Raw genomic sequence first — 21,102 nt, forward strand, 5'->3', positions numbered from 1 at the left:
TATGTTACTTACTGTTCTCTACATCATCGGTATTACCGCCGAGGCCATGACTGGCGCACTGGCGGCTGGCCGGCGCAGGATGGATCTGTTCGGCGTCATTATTATCGCGTCCGTGACCGCCATCGGCGGGGGCTCAGTGCGCGATATTCTGCTGGGACATTACCCGCTGGGCTGGGTGAAGCACCCGGAATATGTGATGATTGTTGCGGCAGCGGCCGTCGTCACTACCTTCGTTGCGCCTTTAATGACGCACCTGCGCAAAGTGTTTCTGGTGCTGGATGCGTTAGGTCTGGTGGTGTTCTCCATCATCGGTGCGCAGGTGGCGCTGGATTCAGGTCACGCCATGATTATTGCTGCGATTAGCGCGGTGATCACCGGCGTCTTTGGCGGCGTACTGCGTGACATGTTCTGTAATCGCATCCCGCTGGTGTTTCAGAAAGAGCTTTATGCCGGTATCGCTTTCGCCTCAGGCTGGATCTATATCCTGCTGCTTAAGACCTCGCTGGCGCATGAGGCGGTGATTATCATCACCCTGCTGTTCGGATTCTTTGCCCGACTGCTGGCGCTGCGCTTCCGGCTTGGTTTGCCGATCTTCAACTATCCCCATCCCGAGCATTGAGGCAGCGGGAATGCCCTGCTGCTGCAAAAAAGCGATCAGCGACTGAAGTCTGGCATCCTGAAATTGGGCAACAAGGCGCTTTGCCAGCGTGGCTCCGATACCTGGCAGAGTTTGCCAGGCGTTAACATCGCGCTGCGTTAAGCTCTCCCACTGTTGGTCGGGCAGCGCCTGTAAAGCCTTGCGCGGCAGCGATATCCCCAGGGCGCTGACCCAGCGACGCAGTGGCTGCTGGCGGGTGAGATTAAAGCGATGCCAGAGCTGACCCGCCCGCTGCGCAGAGAGCCCGGTAGCCGCTGCAATCTGTTCAGGTGTCAGGCTCAGCCAGCCGAACAGATGCGTCATGCTGCCGGTTTCCAGCAAACGCAGCCAGGTACGGCGCTCCACGCCAGCAATATTGAGTACCGATTTCTGGCTGAGCCAGTGTAACTTTGCCAGCAGCTGCTTCTGGCAATCCGGGCTGAAGGTGTAACAACTGAGCGGCGTATAACGTGAGGCATCAGGCGGCTCAGGATAGTGGCGCTCCGCCACGCGCCAGATGACGCTTTCCAGCCGCGGAATGCCCTGACCCGCCAGACTCAGCGTAACCTGATCGCCGGCAATGATGTCACTCTCCCGCCAGCGACGCAGCGATCCCACATTGACCCGCCTGACCGTTTTATCATCCAGCTGGACCGGTTGCAGGTTAAGCACTGCCGCCACTTTGCCGGTCCGGCCGATGGGAAAATCGACGGATAGCACCTCGGTGCTGACCGCCGGTGGCTGATATTTCCACGCCACGGCCCATTCACCTTCCCCCGGTCGCCAGTTTTTACCCGCCGGGCGTGAGGTCTGATGAATAACCACGCCGTCGGTCACAAAGGGCAGAGCAGCGTTAAACCAGTGCTCCCGCCAGCTGGCGACCTCCTCTTCATCTCTGACGCGGTGACTCCACTTTTCGGCAATCCCCAGTCCCCAACGGCTGAGCTGGCTGAGGCGTTCCGGCATCGTGGACGGTCCATCGGGCCAGGCCCAGATAAAAATATTAAGCGAACTCAGCAGTGGCGTCGGCTGCCGGCTCATCATGGCACCGGCCACCTGCGCGCGCGCATTTCTGCCGCCATCCACCGACTGGCGATGACCGGTCATCGTCAGAAAGAGTTCGCCCTGCAAGACGACGCTGTCGAGATCGGTGGCGATATGGCGGGGAATAGCCGGAATATGTGCGGCTTTCTCCAGCCACTCTTCACCCCGCAGCCCGTCGCCGCGGCTCAGTAGCGAAACCAGCTGACCGTGGCGATAAATCAGTGAAACGGCAATCCCATCCACTTTTGGCTGCACCCACAAATCACGCCGTCCCTGCATCCAGTAAGCCACGGCCAGCTTGTCGCGCATCTTTTTTACACCGGTGTGAGCCACGGGATGCACCTGTTCACCCTGGTCCGGCAGCTGCGGTTTATAGGCGGGTTGCGCGGAACTGAAGCAGCGTCGCCACTGATTCAGACGCTGTAGCAGGCTGTCATAATCTGCATCAGCCACCAGGCTTTGCCCCTGTCGATAATAGGCGTCATCCCAGTGCTGAAGTTGCTGTTGCAGATGATCGATTTCCGTCGCGGCCCTTGCCGGTGTCCAGGCGGGACAGATCGCGCTCCGGGCTGACCCCGTGGCGAGCCATAAAGCGATCATCAACAGTCGCCAGCCGAATCCTTTCATCGTCTCTCTCCTGAGGTTTTCTGGCATTCCATACTGACGCTTTGCCATCAGCCAGAGGAGATGTTGAGATCTGGAAGGAATAGCGCGGCAAACAGACGGCTATTGCAGCTATACGACGGGCATTTGCGTGGCGTAACGCAAAAGTTGGCGGCTGCCGCTGCGCAAACGCTGCGTGGCGACGGGAAGCTGTGTATACTGGGCAGGAAATCGACTCCGCATTTAATCAATTCAAGAAAATCATGGCTCAAGGCACGCTCTATATTGTTTCTGCTCCCAGCGGCGCAGGTAAATCCAGCCTGATTCAGGCCCTGTTAAAGACCCAGCCGTTGTACGATACGCAGGTCTCTGTTTCGCATACCACGCGCGGTATGCGGCCGGGTGAAACCCACGGCGAACACTACTTTTTTGTTGAAAAACATGAATTTGAGAAAATGATCGCGGAAGATGCCTTCCTCGAACATGCCAGAGTGTTCGACAACTACTACGGCACGTCGCGTCATGCTATTGAGCAGGTGCTGGCGACCGGCGTGGATGTGTTTCTCGACATCGACTGGCAGGGTGCGCAGCAAATCCGCGCCAGAATGCCCGGCGCGCGCAGCATCTTCGTGCTGCCGCCGTCGAAAGAGGAGCTTGATCGCCGTCTGCGCGGTCGGGGTCAGGATAGTGAAGAGGTGATCACCCGCCGCATGGCCCAGGCGGTCGCCGAGATGAGTCACTATGCCGAGTATGACTATTTAATTGTGAATGATGATTTTGATCTGGCGCTGTCCGATCTGAAAACCATTATTCGTGCAGAACGTCTGCGTATGGCGCGCCAGAAGGCGCGTCACGATGCTTTAATCAGCAAACTGTTGGCAGTCTGAATACAGTTTCAGTATGATGCCCAGTCATTTCTTCATCTGTGGAGTAGCACACCTATGGCACGCGTAACCGTTCAGGACGCAGTAGAAAAAGTTGGTAATCGTTTTGACCTGGTGTTGGTCGCTGCACGTCGTGCACGTCAGATGCAGGTAGGCGGTAAAGATCCGCTGGTTCCCGAAGAGAACGATAAACCTACCGTTATCGCCCTGCGCGAAATCGAAGAAGGTCTGGTCACCAATCAGATTTTAGATGTGCGTGATCGTCAGGAGCAGCAAGAGCAGGAAGCCGCTGAATTGCAGGCCGTTACCGCTATCGCTGAAGGTCGTCGTTAACAGCCACCAGCAGGTCACCCTTGTATCTGTTTGAGAGCCTCAATCAACTGATTGAAAAATACTTGCCAGAGGAGCAGATCAAGCGCCTCCAGCAAGCCTATCTTGTCGCACGTGATGCCCACGAGGGACAGACACGCTCCAGCGGTGAACCTTATATCACCCATCCGGTAGCCGTGGCCTGTATTCTGGCGGAAATGAAGCTCGACCATGAGACACTCATGGCCGCGCTGCTGCATGACGTGATCGAAGATACGCCCGCCACTTACCAGGATATGGAACAGCTGTTCGGTAAGAGCGTGGCGGAGCTGGTCGAAGGCGTTTCCAAGCTGGATAAGCTGAAATTCCGCGACAAGAAAGAGGCGCAGGCAGAGAACTTCCGCAAGATGATTATGGCAATGGTGCAGGACATCCGCGTCATTCTCATCAAGCTGGCTGACCGCACCCACAATATGCGCACCCTCGGCGCGCTTCGCCCGGACAAACGTCGCCGCATCGCGCTGGAAACGTTAGAGATTTACAGTCCGCTGGCGCACCGTCTGGGTATACATCACCTGAAAACGGAGCTGGAAGAGCTCGGTTTTGAAGCCCTTTATCCGAACCGGTATCGGGTGATTAAAGAGGTGGTGAAAGCGGCGCGCGGTAATCGTAAAGAGATGATCCAGAAGATTCTTTCTGAGATCGATGGCCGGTTGCAGGAAGCGGGCATTCCCTGCCGCGTCAGCGGTCGCGAAAAGCATCTTTACTCGATCTACCGAAAAATGACGCTGAAAGAGCAGCGTTTTCACTCGATCATGGATATTTACGCCTTTCGCGTCATCGTGAAAGATCTGGATACCTGTTATCGCGTGCTGGGCCAGATGCACAGCCTGTATAAGCCGCGTCCGGGCCGCGTCAAAGATTACATCGCCATCCCCAAAGCCAACGGCTATCAATCCCTCCATACCTCAATGATCGGTCCGCACGGCGTGCCGGTTGAAGTACAGATCCGTACTGAAGATATGGACCAGATGGCGGAAATGGGGGTCGCTGCGCACTGGGCGTATAAACAGGCGGGCGAAAGTGGCACCACCGCACAGATTCGCGCACAGCGCTGGCTGCAAAGCCTGCTGGAGCTGCAACAGAGTGCGGGCAGTTCGTTTGAATTTATTGAAAGCGTGAAGTCCGATCTCTTCCCGGATGAGATCTACGTCTTTACACCTGAAGGCCGTATCGTTGAGCTGCCGACCGGATCGACGCCGGTGGACTTTGCCTATGCGGTGCACACCGACATTGGTCATGCCTGCGTAGGCGCGCGCGTGGACCGTCAGCCCTATCCGCTGTCGCAGACCCTCTCCAGCGGTCAGACCATTGAGATCATCACCGCGCCAGGTGCCCGTCCCAACGCCGCCTGGCTTAATTTTGTCGTCAGCTCCAAAGCCCGCGCCAAAATTCGTCAGCTGCTGAAGAACCTCAAGCGTGAAGACTCGGTAAACCTGGGTCGCCGCCTGCTCAGCCACGCGCTGGGTGGCAGCCGTAAACTGGCTGAGATCCCGCCTGCGAATATCAGGCAGGAGCTGGATCGGATGAAGCTGACCTCGCTTGACGACCTGCTGGCGGAGATCGGTCTGGGCAACGCGATGAGCGTGGTGGTGGCGAAAAACCTGCTTCAGGCTGACAGCAACGCCATCAGCAGTAACAGCAAGCGCGGTAAGCTGCCGATCAAGGGCGCAGATGGCGTGCTGATTACCTTCGCCAAATGCTGCCGTCCGATTCCCGGCGACCCGATTGTTGCCCATGTCAGTCCAGGTAAAGGGCTGGTGGTGCATCACGAATCCTGCCGCAACATCCGTGGCTACCAGAAAGAGCCGGAGAAATTCATGCCGGTCGAATGGGATAAAGTGACGGAGCAGGAGTTCGTGGCGGAGATTAAGGTCGATATGTTTAACCATCAGGGCGCACTGGCGAACCTGACGGCCGCTATCAACACCGCCGGTTCCAACATTCAGAGCCTGAACACCGAAGAGCGCGACGGTCGCGTCTACAGTGCCTTTATCCGCCTGACCGCGCGTGATCGTGTCCATCTGGCTAATATCATGCGCAAAATTCGCGTGATGCCGGATGTGATCAAAGTTCACCGTAACCGTAATTAGTGCATGAACGATCAACGTTTTGCCCGGATTCAGGCGATGCTGGCGCTGCGCCAGCACGACCTGACGGTCTGCATGGAGCAGGTGCATAAGCCGCATAACGTCTCGGCGGTGATCCGTACCGCTGACGCCGTCGGCATCCATGAAGTGCATGCGGTCTGGCCGAGCCAGCGCATGCGCACCCAGGCTTCCGCCTCCGCCGGCAGCAACAGCTGGGTGAAGGTGGTCACCCATCCCACTATCGGCGACGCCGTTAAGCAGCTGAAACAGCAGAAGATGCAGGTGCTGGCCACTCATCTTTCCGCCGATGCGGTCGATTTCCGTGAGATCGATTACACCCTGCCGACCTGCATTCTGATGGGCCAGGAAAAAACCGGCATCACCGAGGAAGCGCTGGCACTGGCTGACCGGCAGATTGTGATCCCGATGGTGGGCATGGTGCAGTCGCTGAATGTCTCGGTCGCCTGCGCGCTGATCCTCTATGAAGCCCAGCGGCAACGACAGAATGCCGGTCTTTACCTGCGCGATTACAGCCTGCTGGATGAAGATGAGCAGCAGCGTCTGCTGTTCGAAGGCGGATTTCCGGTGCTGGCGCGGGTCGCGAAACAGAAAGGTTTACCTTACCCGCGTATTAACGCGCAGGGTGAAGTCGAGGCGGACCCCAGCTGGTGGGCCACCATGCAATCGACCGGTAAGAAAAGATGAAAGGCCGTCTGCTGGATGCCATCCCGCTCAGTACCCTGACCGGCGTCGGTGCCAGCCAGGCGGCGAAGCTGGCTAAAATTGGCCTGCACACCATTCAGGATCTCCTGCTCCACCTCCCGCTACGCTACGAAGATCGCACCCAGCTCTACGCCATTAATGATCTGCTGCCCGGTATCTGGGCCACGGTAGAGGGCGAAGTGCTGCACTCGGAAATCACCTTTGGTCGCCGCCGGATGATGGTGTGCCAGATTGGTGATGGCAGCGGTGTGCTGACCATGCGCTTCTTTAACTTCAATGCCGGCATGAAAAACAACCTGTCGCCCGGCCGTCGCGTCACCGCCTATGGTGAGATCAAGCGCGGCCAGCGCGGCGCGGAGATTATCCATCCTGAATATCGCATTCAGGGCGAGCAGAGCAATGTGACGCTGGAAGAGACCTTAACGCCGGTCTATCCCACCACCGAAGGCATTCGTCAGGCCACGCTGCGTAATCTCACCGACCAGGCGCTGACGCTGCTGGAGAGTTGCCCGATTGCCGAACTGCTGCCGCAGGAACTGAGCGGCGGCTTAATCAGCCTGCCCGACGCCCTGCGCACGCTGCACCGTCCGCCACCCGATCTCCGGCTCAGCGAGCTGGAGAGTGGCCGTCATCCGGCCCAGCGCCGCCTGATTCTGGAAGAGCTGCTGGCGCATAACCTCAGCATGCTGGCGGTGCGTGCCGGTGCGCAGCGCTATTACGCCTTGCCGATGCCTCCGCGACACAATCTGAGTGACCAGTTGCTGGCCGCGCTGCCCTTTTCACCGACCAATGCGCAAAAGCGGGTGGTCGCGGAGATTGAAAAAGATCTGGGGAATGATTTTCCGATGATGCGGCTGGTGCAGGGCGATGTGGGTTCGGGCAAGACGCTGGTGGCCGCACTCTCTGCGCTGAATGTTATTGCCCACGGCAAACAGGTGGCGCTGATGGCCCCGACGGAACTGCTGGCTGAACAGCACGCCACGAACTTCCGCCAGTGGTTTGCGCCGCTGGGTATTGAAGTGGGCTGGCTGGCCGGGAAACAGAAAGGCAAAGCGCGTCAGGCGCAGCAGGAGGCGATTGCCAGTGGTCAGGTGGCGATGGTTGTCGGCACCCATGCGCTGTTTCAGGAGCAGGTACAGTTTAACGGCCTGGCGCTGGTCATCATTGATGAGCAGCACCGGTTCGGCGTGCACCAGCGGCTGGCATTGTGGGAGAAAGGCGAGGAGCAGGGTTTCCATCCGCATCAGCTGATCATGACGGCCACGCCCATTCCGCGCACCCTGGCGATGACCGCCTATGCCGATCTGGATACCTCGACCATCGATGAGCTGCCGCCAGGTCGTACTCCGGTGACCACCGTGGCGATCCCCGATACCCGTCGTGATGAGATTATGGCGCGGGTGGAAAACGCCTGCCGCGAAGGGCGTCAGGCCTACTGGGTCTGTACCCTGATTGAAGAGTCCGATCTGCTGGAAGCGCAGGCGGCCGAGGCGAGCTGGGAAGCCCTGAAAACAGCGCTGCCCGGCCTGAACATTGGCCTGGTGCATGGCCGGATGAAGCCCGCCGAGAAACAGGCGGTGATGCAGGCGTTTAAAGCCAACGAACTGCAACTGCTGGTGGCGACCACGGTGATTGAGGTGGGCGTCGATGTGCCCAATGCCAGCCTGATGATTATTGAAAACCCGGAACGTTTAGGGCTGGCGCAGCTGCATCAGCTGCGCGGCCGGGTCGGACGCGGGGCGGTGGCGTCGCACTGCGTCCTGCTCTATAAAGCGCCGCTGAGCAAGACGGCGCAGAAGCGGTTGCAGGTGCTGCGTGACAGCAATGACGGCTTTGTGATTGCCCAGTTTGACCTGGAGATCCGCGGACCGGGCGAACTGCTGGGTACGCGCCAGACCGGCAACGCGGAATTCAAGGTCGCCGACCTGCTGCGGGATCAGGCGATGGTGCCCGAAGTACAGCGCGTGGCGCGGCATATCCACCAGCACTATCCCGAGCAGGCCAGCGCCCTGATCGAACGCTGGCTGCCGGAGAACACCCGTTACACCAACGTCTGATCGGCCTTTTTTATCTCCGCCGGGCAAACGATTGCTTTTAGCCGGCGGATGATTACAATCGCCACACTATTTTTCGGGAAGAGCAGAAGATGTCCACCACTCCGCAGCCAGACCAGCCCTCCGTCAGCCACAGCGAACTGATTTACCGTCTTGAAGATCGTCCTCCCTTGCCGCAGACCCTGTTTGCCGCCGGTCAGCATCTGCTCGCGATGTTTGTCGCGGTGATCACCCCGGCGCTGCTGATTTGTCAGGCGCTGGGACTGCCGGCGCAGGATACCCGACACATTATCAGCATGTCGCTGTTTGCCTCGGGCGTGGCGTCGCTGTTGCAAATCAAAACCTGGGGGCCGGTCGGATCGGGTCTGCTGTCGATTCAGGGCACCAGCTTCAACTTCGTCACGCCGTTAATCATGGGCGGCATGGCGCTGAAAAATGGCGGCGCGGATGTACCCACCATGATGGCGGCCCTGTTTGGTACGCTGATGGTGGCTTCCTGTACTGAAATGGTGCTGTCCCGCGTCCTGCACCTGGCGCGCCGCATTATTACGCCGCTGGTTTCCGGTATTGTGGTGATGATTATCGGCCTGTCACTGATTCAGGTGGGGCTGACCTCGATTGGCGGGGGCTTTAGCGCGCTTAACGACCATACTTTTGGTGCGCCGAAAAACCTGCTGCTGGCGGGTGCCGTGCTGCTGGTGATCGTACTGCTTAACCGGCAGAAAAATCCCTACCTACGTGTCGCCTCGCTGGTGATTGCGATGGCAGTGGGTTATCTGCTCGCCTGGGCGATGAACATGCTGCCGGCGGCCACCCCCGCCGCAGACCAGCCGCTGATTGCGGTGCCGACGCCGCTCTATTACGGACTGGGCTTTGACTGGAATCTGCTGATCCCGCTGATGCTGGTGTTTATGGTGACTTCGCTGGAGACCATTGGCGATATTACCGCCACCTCGGATGTCTCGGAGCAGCCGGTCAGCGGACCGCTCTATATGAAGCGCCTGAAAGGTGGCGTGCTGGCAAACGGCCTGAACTCCTTTGTTTCCGCCCTGTTCAACACCTTCCCGAACTCCTGCTTCGGGCAGAATAATGGCGTGATCCAGTTAACCGGCGTCGCCAGCCGCTACGTCGGGTTTGTCGTGGCGCTGATGCTGATCGTGCTGGGGCTGCTGCCGGCCGTGAGTGGACTGGTGCAGCTAATCCCGGAGCCGGTACTCGGCGGAGCGACCATCGTGATGTTTGGCACCATCGCCGCTTCGGGTGTGCGTATCGTTTCACGCGAGCCACTCAACCGCCGCGCCATCATGATTATTGCGCTGTCGCTGGCGGCAGGGCTGGGCGTTTCCCAGCAGCCGCTGATCCTGCAATTTGCGCCGGACTGGCTGAAAACCCTGCTCTCATCCGGCATTGCGGCGGGCGGTATTACCGCTATCGTGCTTAACCTGATTTTTCCGCCAGAGAAGTAATTCTGAAGACAGGCTTCGGCCTGTCTGCTAATTATTCGGATTTACATCCAGGCTGTTGAGCTGTAACGGTAATTCAGGCATAACAACCTCTCACCGGATTACTCTCGGGAAGGATGCTATGAAATTTATTGGAAAGTTTTTCCTCACCTTACTTTTGCTGCTGCTTTTCATCCTGGTGGTGATCTATGTGCTGTTGCAGACACAGTGGGGTGCAGGCTGGTTCAGCCGCTGGGTAAGCGATAAAACTGCCTGGCATCTCTCCCTGAGTAAAATTGAACACAACTTCTCTTCACCCTCGCATATCATTCTGGATGATTTCAGTTTTGGTCACGATGGGCAGCCCGCGGTGCTGGTGGCAAAGCGGGTCGATCTCGGCCTGGCGCTGGTGCAGTTCAGCGATCCGCTGCATTTCAGCAGCGTTGAGCTGCGCGATGGCGAAGTCAATCTGGCCAATCTGACGCCTGACAGCGCGCTGCCGATTCAGGCGCAGCGTCTGCAACTCAACAACATGCGTATCGACAGCCCCAATAGCACCCTGCCGCTGTTTGCGCAGCAGGTTAATGGCGGCATTGTGCCGTGGAAACCGGTTTCCCTGGATATGCTGGGGCAGGATGCCCGTTTCCAGATGAGCGCTGGCAGCATGACACTGAATCAGGTGCCGGGCGAAAACGTTCTGATCCAGGGAAGCGTTTCCCAGGGCCGGATGCGCTTTGACAATATTGGCGCGGACCTGGCACGAGGCTCCATGACCGGCAACGGCGAACGCGATGCTCAGGGCAACTGGAAAATTAATCAGCTGCGGCTGAACGATATTCGTTTGCAGACCGCCAGTAACCTGAAAGATTTCCTGCATAGCTTACAGGCGGTGCCGTCGATCGCCGTGACGCGCCTGGATATTACCGATGCCCGTTTGCAGGGCCCGGACTGGGCCGTGACCGACCTGGATCTGACGCTGAGAAATCTTAACTGGCAGGGCGACGACTGGCAGAGCAATGATGGTTCGCTGTCGCTCAATGCCAGCAATTTTATCAACGGCGGTTTTGAGCTTAACGACCCGATTGTTAACCTGGATTTCTCCTCACAGGGTGTAGCGCTGACGCAGTTCAGTTCACGCTGGGCCAATGGCGTAATCCGGGCAGATGGTGACTGGTCACGCAGCGATAAACGTCTGACGCTGAAAAATCTGGCGGTGGCCGGACTGGAATATACGCTGCCACAGGACTGGCGTGACCGCTGGCAGGCAACACTGCCGGCGTGGCTGGAGAGCGTGGCGGTGACTCGTTTTACCTCGAACCGTAACCTGATTATCGACATCAATCCGGCTTTTCCCTTCCAGCTGACTTCACTGGATGGCAGTGGCGAAAACCTGGTGCTGGCACGTCAGCATCAATGGGGGATCTGGTCCGGGAAGCTGAGCCTCAACGCCGCGGAGTCGACCTTTAACCGCACCGATTTGCGTCACCCGTCGATGACACTCAATGCTGACGAGCAGCAGATTCAGGTAACGGAGCTGAGCGCGTTCAGCGGCCAGGGTCTGCTGGAGGGCACCGCGACGGTGGGACAACAGCCCGCCCGTCCGCTGACGCTGCAACTGAGCGGCCGGGCAGTGCCGGTCAATGTCTTGCAGAACTGGGGCTGGCCAGCACTGCCGTTAACCGGTGACAGCAATATGCAGCTGCAACTGAAGGGATCGTTAAAGGCGGATGCGCCGCTGCGTCCGACGGTGAACGGCAGTTTGTCAGTGACCACCGACAGCCAGCAGCTCCAGCAGAGGATGCAGGCTGGTGAGGTAAGATAAGAGCATCAGGGCCGTGGTGACGGCCCTGAGATTAATTGATGCGCGCCCCCGAGCCACCCTCTTCCAGCGGCCCGTCAGGATCGGCAGGCAGGACGATATAGACTCCCTCAAACACCGCGCCACACTCATCATCGCCAAACAGCTCCACTTCCAGCTGCACCCTGGCTTTACGTCCACGCGCCAGACGATCGAGGTCGCCACTGAGCGAGCCGATGTCGGCAATCGCGCCAGGCCGTCCGCTGATCGGGTGGCTGTAGCGGATGTGTGCATCCGCCAGAATAATGGTGCCGCCCAGATGACGCTCACGCAGCAGCAGCCAGATCAAGCCCCAGCCGGTCAGGGTCGCCAGCGAAAACAGGCTGCCGGCAAACAGCGTCTGATGCGGGTTCTGATTGCCCGCCTCCGGCATGGTGGTGATAAATTTCTGCCCGGTAAATTGCAGAATCCGCACCCCCATCTTTTCGCTGAGCGGGATGTGATCATACCAGGCCTGTTGCAGCTGACCGCACCAGTCAGCGCGATGCAGAATATCGTCAAGCGTCACCACCGGTTTGATCATCAGAAAGTGACGCACCGGCGTGGTCTGCGGCGCGGTAATCTCACCCTGGTTGACGTAGCCGAGTTTCGCGAAGAAGGCGACAGCATCTTCGCGGGCGCTACAGGTGACCCGTTTCGCCCCTTCCTGACGCGCCACCGACTCCAGCGTCATCGCCATCAGCGTGCCGAGCCCTTTGCCCTGCACCGAGGGATGCACGGCCATAAAGCGGATAGCCGCCTCGTTATCGGCATTGATGTAGAGGCGTCCAACCGCAACCGGGTTGCCCTGCTCATCCACCACCATCTGGTGATGGGCTAAGGCATCCCAGGCGTCTCGTTCAGAACCCTGCGGCTGACGCAGCGGTTTTCGTAGCATCTCCCAGCGGAACTGATAATAGATATCCAGCTCTTCCGCCGTCTGTGGCACGCGAAGGTGATACATAAAATGTTTCTCCCGCTCGGATGGGTGGCCAGTTCCCTGCCGCTCCGCTTGCGATCTCACACCTGCAACCAGAAGGTCACAGGACCATCATTCACCAGCGAAACCTGCATATCCGCCGCAAAACGGCCATTGGCCGTGGTTATTCCCTGCCGCCGACAGCAGTCGCTGAAATAGTCATACAGCCGTTCCGCCTCAGCGGGCTCTGCGCCACCGGAAAATGAGGGGCGCATTCCCTTTTGGGTGTCCGCCGCCAGCGTAAACTGCGAAACCACCAGCACGCTGCCGCCAGCCTGCCGGACGCTCAGGTTCATTTTGCCCTGCTCATCACTAAAGATGCGATACCCCAGCACCCGTTCTGCGAGGCGTTCCGCACGTTGTGCGTCATCGCCCTTTTCCACCCCCAGTAAAACCAGTAAGCCAGCGCCGATTTCACCGGTTACCTGCTGATCGACGCTGACGCTGGCGCGCTGCACGCGCTGAATCAATGCAATCATGTTTCCTCGCGTTGTTCTTCTCTGTGCTGCTGCTTGAGCTGCCGATAGTCGTCTAACGCGACGGTAATTTCAGCGCCTAACAACACAATACACCAGGTCCAGTAGACCCAGAGAAACAGAATGGGGATCACGGCCAGTACGCCGTAGATCAACTGATAAGAAGGGAACATCGTAACATAGAGCGCAAAGCCCTTTTTACCCAGCTCAAACAGCGCCCCGGCCACCAGCGCCCCAATCAGCGCATCGCGCGGCGGCACCCGCTGGGTGGGAACAATACTGTAGAGCAGCCAGAAGGCAAACCAGGAGAGCAGCAGCGGGAAGATGCGCAGCATCTGATCGACCAGGCTGGTGACGCCGGTGGCGTTAATCCAGCGCAGCGACAGCAGATAGGAGCTGATGGCCAGGCTGGCACCCGCCAGTAGCGGTCCCAGCGTCAGGATCATCCAGTAAACCGCGAAGGAGTAGACCAGCGGCCGCTTTTTGTTGCTGCGCCAGATGGTGTTCAGCGCGGTATCGACCGAATGCATCAGCAGCAGGGCGGTGACGATCAGCCCGACCGCGCCGACCGCGGTCATCCGGTTGACGTTAGCGACAAACTGCTCAAGGTAGCGTTGCAGCGTATTGCCGGCGGCGGGCATCAGGTTGGTAAAGACAAAGTGCTTTAACTGCACGCTAATATCTGAAAACACCGGAAACGCCGCAAACAGGGCAAACACCACCGCAATCAGCGGCACCAGCGCCAGCAGGGAGACATAAGCCAGATTACCGGCCTGGGTCGTCATGCCATCCTCATCGATGCGTTTCCATAACAGTTTGAGCCACAGCCAGAACGCATGCAGGCCGGGACGAAAGTTACGTGACATCATGAGTTACTGCTGACCTGCAAACCAGTCAGGTACGGTTTTGTTATCCGTGACCAGCACGCTTTTAATGCCGAGCGCACGCGCCGCCTCGATATTCTGCGGATTATCGTCAAAAAACACCGCCTGATCGGCCGTGACGCCTTCAGCTTCCAGCACATGCTGATAGATACGGGCTTCCGGTTTACGCATCCCGAGATCCTGCGAAAGATAGATCTTATCTGCCGCCTGCTGCACCTCCGGGTACTGCGTTGGCCAGAAGGCGCAATGCAGCTTGTTGGTATTGGAGAGGATCACCACACGGTGCCCTTCCAGCCGTAACCGGTTCATCAGCGCCAGCGTTTCCGGGCGCACATCAACAAATACCGCCTGCCATCCCGCCGTAAACTGCTCATAGCTCAGGGCGATTTCCAGCTTTTCACACAGCGCCAGCGCGAACGCTTCATCGCTGATCTCGCCACGTTCATGCTGTTCAAACGCCTCATCCATCTGGAACTGGCTTTGCAGCGAGGCCAGCGGCACACGACTCAGGTCACTCCAGACGCCCAGTACGCGGTTAAAGTCGATATCGATAATCACATTGCCTAAATCAAAGATATACAGCATGGTGCGCCTCCTTCCCTCTTGGAGTATTCACTCTAGCGGCAAAAGTGCAGACTGAACAGACAACGCGGGCGAGAAAAGCGCAAACGGTAGCCAGAGGGTAAAAAGTGAAGCTTATTGCCCTGATAACCGCTGGCCCGATGCGGGCGACTCTAATTGCAGGCAAAAAAAAAGCCCCGCAGGCGGGGCTTTTTCTCATTTAAAGGCGCGATTAAGCGTCTTTAGGACCACGTGAAGCACGTTTACGGTCGTTTTCAGTCAGGTGGCGTTTACGGATACGCACTGACTGTGGTGTTACTTCAACCAGTTCATCATCATCGATAAACTCGATCGCCTGCTCAAGGGTCATCTTGATTGGCGGAACCAGCGTCGTGGCTTCATCAGTACCTGAAGCACGCATGTTGGTCAGTTTTTTACCGGTCAGACAGTTAACGGTCAGGTCGTTAGAACGGCTGTGAATACCGATGATCTGGCCTTCATAGACTTCTGCACCGTGACCCAGGAACAGCTTACCGCGGTCCTGAAGGCTGAACAGTGCAAACGCAACCGCTTTACCCTGACCGTTGGAGATCAGTACGCCGTTCTGACGCTGGCCCACATCGCCCGGACGAATGTCGTCGTAGTGGCTGAAGGTGGAGTAAAGCAGACCGGTACCGGAAGTCATGGTCATGAATTCGTTACGGAAGCCGATCAGGCCACGGCTTGGGATCACGTAGTCGAGACGTACGCGGCCTTTGCCATCTGGATCCATGTTTTTCAGATCGCCCTTACGCTCACCCATGGCCTGCATGACTGAACCCTGGTTGTTCTCTTCAATATCCAGCGTAACGTTCTCGAATGGCTCCTGCTTACGGCCATCGATTTCGCGGAAGATAACTTTCGGACGGGAAACCGCCAGTTCGAAACCTTCACGACGCATGTTTTCGATCAGAACAGAGAGGTGCAGTTCACCACGACCTGATACGCGGAACGCATCAGCATCTTCGGTTTCTTCAACACGCAGGGCCACGTTGTGAACCAGTTCTTTATTCAGACGCTCAAGGATCTGACGTGAAGTCACGTACTTACCTTCTTTACCGCAGAACGGTGAGGTGTTGACGTTAAAGAACATGGTAACGGTTGGCTCATCGACGCTCAGTGCTGGCAGCGCCTGCACGTTCTGTGGATCACAGATGGTGTCAGAGATGTTCAGCTCGCCCAGACCGGTAATCGCGATAATATCGCCCGCTTCTGCCAGGTCGCTGTCGATACGCTCAAGACCCAGGTGAGTCAGGACTTTACCGACTTTACCGTTACGGGTTTTGCCTTCGCTATCAACAATAGTAACCTGCTGGTTAGGCTTCACTTTACCGCGTTTGATGCGGCCGATACCGATCACGCCCAGGTAGTTGTTGTAGTCCAGCTGAGAGATCTGCATCTGCAACGGCGCGTCAACTTCAACCTTTGGCGGTGAAACGTGGTCAACGATAGCCTGATAGAGCGGGGTCATATCGTCAGCCATGTCGGTGTGCTCAAGACCCGCGATACCATTCAGCGCAGAGGCGAAAATGATAGGGAAGTCGAGCTGTTCGTCGGTGGCATCCAGGTTAACGAACAGGTCAAATACCTGATCTACAACCCAATCCGGACGCGCGCCAGGGCGGTCTACTTTGTTGATAACCACAATCGGCTTCAGACCATGCGCGAACGCTTTTTTGGTCACGAAGCGGGTTTGCGGCATAGGGCCATCCATCGCATCTACAACCAGCAGCACCGAATCCACCATGGACATGACGCGCTCAACTTCACCACCGAAGTCGGCGTGTCCCGGGGTATCAACGATGTTGATACGGTAGTCATTCCACTTAATGGCGGTGTTTTTTGCGAGGATGGTAATCCCACGCTCTTTCTCCAAATCATTGGAGTCCATCACGCGCTCGGTTGCTTCGGTACGGGCATCAAAGGTACCGGATTGTTGCAGCAGTTTGTCAACCAGGGTGGTCTTTCCATGGTCAACGTGCGCGATGATGGCGATGTTACGCAAATTTTCGATCACAGCTTTGCCTCAGGCATTAGAAATAGCGCGCTATTGTACACGGATTAAGCGGAAGACTGAACACGATCACACTTTTCACTGAAAGTTTATTGCATTGGCGCAAATTCGCGCTGTTCCCGGTGCAGAAAATGCACTAAGTTGGTCTTATGCACCAAAATAGTGCTGCGCGGAGCGGATAAAGCACCAATAAGGTGCAGAAAAGCTATCGTGGTGCAGCGCCGTTATGACAAAAAGGTGCACCACAAGGCGATTTAAGCACCATCAAAAAAGTTGGCACAGAATTCGCTTTATCTTTTACAAGCGCAAATGCCAGTCAGATGACGGTTGAAGAGCGTGCCGCAACAGGCTGGTCAGGACATGTTTCCCGTGACCTGTTGCGGGCAACGACGTTTCCTCACCATGTAGATAATGTATGACCATTTCCAGGAGAGTTGAGTATGTCCGCTGAACACGTTCTCTCGATGATGAACGAGCATGAAGTTAAGTTTGTTGACCTGCGTTTTACCGATACCAAAGGTAAAGAACAGCACGTTACTATCCCTGCTCACCAGGTTAACGCTGACTTCTTCGAAGAAGGCAAAATGTTCGATGGTTCGTCTATCGGCGGCTGGAAAGGCATCAACGAATCAGACATGGTGCTGATGCCTGACGCCACCACGGCGGTCATGGACCCTTTCTTCGAAGATTCAACGCTGATCATCCGTTGTGACATTCTCGAGCCAGGCACCATGCAGGGCTACGACCGCGATCCACGCTCTATCGCCAAGCGCGCTGAAGATTTCCTGCGCTCGTCTGGCATCGCCGATACTGTGCTGTTTGGACCAGAGCCAGAATTCTTCCTGTTCGATGACATCCGTTTCGGTTCATCGACCTCAGGTTCACACGTAGCTATCGACGATATTGAAGCGGCGTGGAACACCGGTAAAGAGTACGAAGGCGGTAACAAAGGTCACCGTCCAGGTCTGAAAGGCGGCTACTTCCCGGTTCCACCGGTTGACTCATCACAGGACATCCGTTCTGCCATGTGTCTGACGATGGAGCAGATGGGCCTGGTGGTTGAAGCGCATCACCACGAAGTGGCAACGGCTGGTCAGAACGAAGTGGCTACCCGCTTCAACACCATGACCAAAAAAGCGGACGAAATTCAGATCTACAAATATGTGGTGCACAACGTCGCGCACGCTTACGGCAAAACCGCGACCTTTATGCCGAAGCCAATGTTTGGCGACAACGGTTCAGGCATGCACTGCCATATGTCACTCTCTAAAGGTGGCCAGAACCTCTTCTCCGGTGATAAGTATGGCGGCCTGTCTGAAATGGCGCTGTTCTACATCGGCGGTATCATCAAGCACGCCAAAGCGATCAACGCCCTGGCGAACCCGACCACCAACTCCTACAAGCGTCTGGTTCCGGGTTATGAAGCACCGGTTATGCTGGCTTATTCTGCCCGTAACCGTTCAGCCTCAATCCGTATTCCGGTTGTTGCCAGCCCGAAAGCCCGTCGTATCGAAGCGCGCTTCCCGGACCCAGCGGCTAACCCATACCTGGCGTTCACCGCCCTGCTGATGGCTGGCCTGGATGGCATCATCAACAAAATCCATCCTGGCGATGCGATGGATAAGAACCTGTATGACCTGCCACCGGAAGAAGAAGCTGAGATTCCAAAAGTTGCCGGTTCGCTGGAAGAAGCGCTGAATGCCCTGAACGAAGACCGCGAGTTCCTGACCCGTGGCGGCGTATTCACCGACGAAACCATCGATGCTTACATTGAACTGCGTAAATCAGAACTGGACCGCGTTCGCATGACGCCACATCCGGTTGAGTTCGAGCTTTACTACAGCGTTTAATTGGTCAGACGTTTTTTGTTGCCGTGGAAACTTTCAGCCCATCTTCGGATGGGCTTTTTTCTCCGCGAATTCACCGTTCATTCGCCCTCTTTCCGGCTTAAAGACTAAAATGCACGTTTTTAGTGCAGAGGAACGTGGTATGGCAACTGGCTCTCTGCCCGACGCAGGGCAGATTCTCAACGCTTTAATCAACAGTATTTTGTTGGTGGATAACGACCTGGTTATTCACTACGCCAACCCGGCGGCGCAGCAATTACTGGCGCAAAGTTCACGCAAACTGTTCGGCACGCCGTTACCGGAATTAACCGGCTACTTTTCGCTGAATATCGAGGTGATGCGCGAGAGTCTTGAGGCTGGCCAGGGGTTTACCGACAGTGAGGTGACGCTGGTGGTCGATGGTCGCGCGCACATCATGTCGCTGACCGCCCAGCGCTTACCCGATGGCTTGATCCTGATGGAGATGGCGCCGATGGATAATCAGCGTCGGCTCAGTCAGGAGCAGTTACAGCACGCCCAGCAGGTGGCGGCCCGCGATTTGGTGCGCGGTCTGGCCCATGAGATTAAAAATCCGCTGGGAGGATTGCGCGGCGCGGCTCAACTGTTGTCACGCGCTCTGCCCGATCCCTCGCTGAACGAATATACCAAAGTGATTATCGAACAGGCCGACCGGTTGCGGAATCTGGTCGATCGCCTGTTAGGACCGCAGCAGCCGGGTATGCATATTACCCAGAGCATCCATCAGGTGGCTGAGCGCGTCGTCAATCTGGTGTCGATGGAACTGCCGGACAACGTCTCGCTGGTGCGGGATTACGATCCCAGCCTGCCGGAGCTGCCGCACGACCCCGATCAGATCGAACAGGTGCTGCTTAATGTGGTACGCAATGCGCTTCAGGCGCTGGGCGACGACGGCGGCACCATTATTATCCGCACCCGTACGGCTTTCCAGCTGACGCTGCACGGCACCCGTTATCGTCTGGTGGCGCGCATTGATATTGAAGATGATGGCCCCGGCATTCCGGCCCAGCTCCAGGATACGCTGTTCTATCCGATGGTGAGTGGACGGGAAGGCGGTACCGGACTGGGTCTCTCCATCGCCCGTAGCCTGATTGATCAACATTCAGGAAAAATAGAATTTAACAGTTGGCCAGGACATACCGAATTCTCGGTCTACCTGCCTATTCGCCAGTGAGGTTTCTATGCAACGAGGGATAGTCTGGATCGTCGATGACGATAGCTCCATCCGCTGGGTGCTTGAACGCGCGCTCACTGGAGCCGGTTTAAGCTGCGCGACTTTCGACAGCGCAAGCGAGGTGCTGGATGCCCTCTCAACCAAAACCCCGGACGTTTTACTGTCAGATATTCGCATGCCCGGTATGGACGGTCTGGCGCTGCTGAAACAGATTAAACAACGCCACCCGATGCTCCCGGTCATCATAATGACGGCGCATTCCGATCTGGATGCGGCCGTCAGTGCTTACCAGCAGGGCGCATTCGACTACCTGCCGAAGCCGTTCGATATTGATGAGGCGGTGGCGCTGGTGGAACGCGCAATCAGCCACTATCAGGAGCAGCAGCAGCCGCGTAATCAACCGGTCAGCGGGCCGACCACCGATATTATCGGCGAAGCGCCGGCGATGCAGGATGTGTTCCGTATTATCGGACGGTTATCGCGCTCCTCAATCAGCGTGCTGATCAACGGCGAGTCCGGTACCGGTAAAGAGCTGGTGGCTCATGCACTGCATCGCCACAGCCCGCGCACCAAAGCGCCTTTTATCGCGCTGAATATGGCCGCGATCCCCAAAGACCTGATTGAGTCCGAGCTGTTTGGTCATGAGAAAGGGGCGTTTACCGGCGCGAACCAGATCCGTCAGGGCCGCTTTGAGCAGGCGGACGGCGGCACGCTGTTCCTGGATGAGATCGGCGACATGCCGCTGGATGTCCAGACCCGCCTGCTACGTGTGCTGGCGGATGGTCAGTTTTATCGCGTCGGTGGCTATGCCCCGGTGAAAGTGGATGTGCGGATTATCGCCGCCACCCACCAGAATCTGGAACTGCGGGTGCAGGAGGGCAAGTTCCGCGAGGATCTGTTTCACCGCCTGAATGTGATCCGCGTGCATCTGCCGCCGCTGCGTGAGCGTCGTGAGGATATACCGCGTCTGGCGCGTTACTTCCTGCAAGTGGCAGCCCGTGAACTGGGCGTAGAGGCGAAGATTCTGCACCCTGAAACGGAAACGGCGTTAACCCGCCTGCACTGGTCCGGTAACGTGCGTCAGCTGGAGAACACCTGTCGCTGGCTGACGGTGATGGCTGCCGGTCAGGAAGTGCTGATTCAGGATCTGCCCGGTGAGCTGTTTGAGTCCAGCACCCCGGAAAGCCCGGTGCAGTCGCTGCCTGACAGCTGGGCGACGCTGCTGGCGCAGTGGGCTGACCGCGCACTGCGTTCCGGTCATCAGAATCTGCTGTCGGAAGCTCAGCCGGAGATGGAGCGTACGCTGCTCACCACTGCGCTGCGTCATACGCAAGGCCACAAACAGGAAGCAGCGCGTTTGCTGGGCTGGGGACGGAATACCCTGACGCGCAAACTGAAAGAGCTTGGCATGGAGTAAGCCGTTCAGT

The 21,102-nt window shown here is 57.3% G+C and carries 16 protein-coding genes and 1 pseudogene; 11 read left to right on the forward strand and 6 right to left on the reverse strand.

The window, feature by feature from the left end:
- Position 1: 1 nt before the first annotated feature.
- Entirely contained in the window at positions 2-619 is a 618-nt protein-coding gene (locus ACCW71_RS15690; protein ID WP_436372960.1) for a trimeric intracellular cation channel family protein, read from the forward strand.
- On the opposite strand, the pseudogene ligB reads toward ACCW71_RS15690, so the two are convergent.
- A pseudogene (ligB, locus tag ACCW71_RS15695) lies at positions 560-2,308 on the reverse strand (NAD-dependent DNA ligase LigB); the annotation flags it as partial. The gene ACCW71_RS15690 and the pseudogene ligB overlap by 60 nt on opposite strands.
- A 239-nt stretch (positions 2,309-2,547) precedes the next feature.
- On the opposite strand from ligB, the gene gmk reads away from it, so the two are divergent.
- The 7 genes from gmk to ACCW71_RS15730 all read left to right on the forward strand — a co-directional run bounded on the left by gmk (position 2,548) and on the right by ACCW71_RS15730 (position 11,668).
- Entirely contained in the window at positions 2,548-3,171 is a 624-nt protein-coding gene (gmk, locus tag ACCW71_RS15700) for a guanylate kinase (protein WP_436372963.1), read from the forward strand.
- A 54-nt stretch (positions 3,172-3,225) separates the two neighbouring features.
- A complete protein-coding gene (rpoZ, locus tag ACCW71_RS15705) occupies positions 3,226-3,501 on the forward strand; it encodes a DNA-directed RNA polymerase subunit omega (RefSeq protein WP_003851346.1) in 276 nt (91 codons plus the stop codon).
- Between the two features lie 20 nt (positions 3,502-3,521).
- Complete coding sequence (spoT, locus tag ACCW71_RS15710; RefSeq protein ID WP_436372967.1) at positions 3,522-5,630, forward strand: bifunctional GTP diphosphokinase/guanosine-3',5'-bis pyrophosphate 3'-pyrophosphohydrolase; 2,109 nt, start codon at positions 3,522-3,524, stop codon at positions 5,628-5,630.
- Between the two features lie 3 nt (positions 5,631-5,633).
- Entirely contained in the window at positions 5,634-6,332 is a 699-nt protein-coding gene (trmH, locus tag ACCW71_RS15715; protein ID WP_436372969.1) for a tRNA (guanosine(18)-2'-O)-methyltransferase TrmH, read from the forward strand.
- A complete protein-coding gene (gene recG, locus ACCW71_RS15720; RefSeq protein WP_436372972.1) occupies positions 6,329-8,407 on the forward strand; it encodes an ATP-dependent DNA helicase RecG in 2,079 nt (692 codons plus the stop codon). Before trmH ends, recG begins: the two co-directional genes overlap by 4 nt.
- A gap of 89 nt (positions 8,408-8,496) precedes the next feature.
- Positions 8,497-9,870: a nucleobase:cation symporter-2 family protein gene (locus ACCW71_RS15725; RefSeq protein ID WP_436372975.1), complete on the forward strand. Its 1,374-nt coding sequence runs from the start codon at positions 8,497-8,499 to the stop codon at positions 9,868-9,870.
- A gap of 118 nt (positions 9,871-9,988) precedes the next feature.
- A complete protein-coding gene (locus ACCW71_RS15730) occupies positions 9,989-11,668 on the forward strand; it encodes an AsmA family protein (protein WP_436372977.1) in 1,680 nt (559 codons plus the stop codon).
- A gap of 31 nt (positions 11,669-11,699) precedes the next feature.
- Here ACCW71_RS15730 and fabY read toward each other — a convergent pair whose 3' ends face one another.
- The 5 genes from fabY to typA form a co-directional block, all read right to left on the reverse strand.
- On the reverse strand, positions 11,700-12,647 hold the full coding sequence (fabY, locus tag ACCW71_RS15735) for a fatty acid biosynthesis protein FabY (RefSeq protein WP_436372980.1): 948 nt from the start codon (positions 12,645-12,647) through the stop codon (positions 11,700-11,702).
- Positions 12,648-12,703: 56 nt separating this feature from the next.
- Complete coding sequence (gene dtd / locus ACCW71_RS15740) at positions 12,704-13,141, reverse strand: D-aminoacyl-tRNA deacylase (protein ID WP_436372982.1); 438 nt, start codon at positions 13,139-13,141, stop codon at positions 12,704-12,706.
- Complete coding sequence (locus ACCW71_RS15745) at positions 13,138-14,007, reverse strand: virulence factor BrkB family protein (RefSeq protein WP_436372984.1); 870 nt, start codon at positions 14,005-14,007, stop codon at positions 13,138-13,140. The genes dtd and ACCW71_RS15745 overlap by 4 nt, the downstream gene beginning before the upstream one ends.
- A gap of 3 nt (positions 14,008-14,010) precedes the next feature.
- Positions 14,011-14,607, reverse strand: a complete 597-nt coding sequence (gene yihX / locus ACCW71_RS15750) for a glucose-1-phosphatase (RefSeq protein WP_436372987.1) — start codon at positions 14,605-14,607, stop codon at positions 14,011-14,013.
- Between the two features lie 208 nt (positions 14,608-14,815).
- Positions 14,816-16,639 carry a ribosome-dependent GTPase TypA gene (gene typA / locus ACCW71_RS15755; RefSeq protein WP_436372990.1) on the reverse strand — a complete coding sequence of 608 codons (1,824 nt, stop codon included), beginning with the start codon at positions 16,637-16,639 and terminating at the stop codon, positions 14,816-14,818.
- 437 nt (positions 16,640-17,076) lie between these two features.
- Between typA and glnA the strand changes: the two genes are divergently transcribed.
- From glnA to glnG, 3 genes are all read left to right on the forward strand, one after another.
- A complete protein-coding gene (gene glnA / locus ACCW71_RS15760) occupies positions 17,077-18,486 on the forward strand; it encodes a glutamate--ammonia ligase (RefSeq protein WP_436372993.1) in 1,410 nt (469 codons plus the stop codon).
- Between the two features lie 139 nt (positions 18,487-18,625).
- Positions 18,626-19,675, forward strand: a complete 1,050-nt coding sequence (gene glnL, locus ACCW71_RS15765; RefSeq protein ID WP_179899195.1) for a nitrogen regulation protein NR(II) — start codon at positions 18,626-18,628, stop codon at positions 19,673-19,675.
- A 7-nt stretch (positions 19,676-19,682) separates the two neighbouring features.
- Entirely contained in the window at positions 19,683-21,092 is a 1,410-nt protein-coding gene (gene glnG / locus ACCW71_RS15770) for a nitrogen regulation protein NR(I) (RefSeq protein ID WP_279772258.1), read from the forward strand.
- Positions 21,093-21,102 lie beyond the last annotated feature (10 nt).

The sequence above is a fragment of the Pantoea sp. C2G6 genome (genome assembly GCF_051336815.1).
Taxonomy (GTDB): domain Bacteria; phylum Pseudomonadota; class Gammaproteobacteria; order Enterobacterales; family Enterobacteriaceae; genus Pantoea.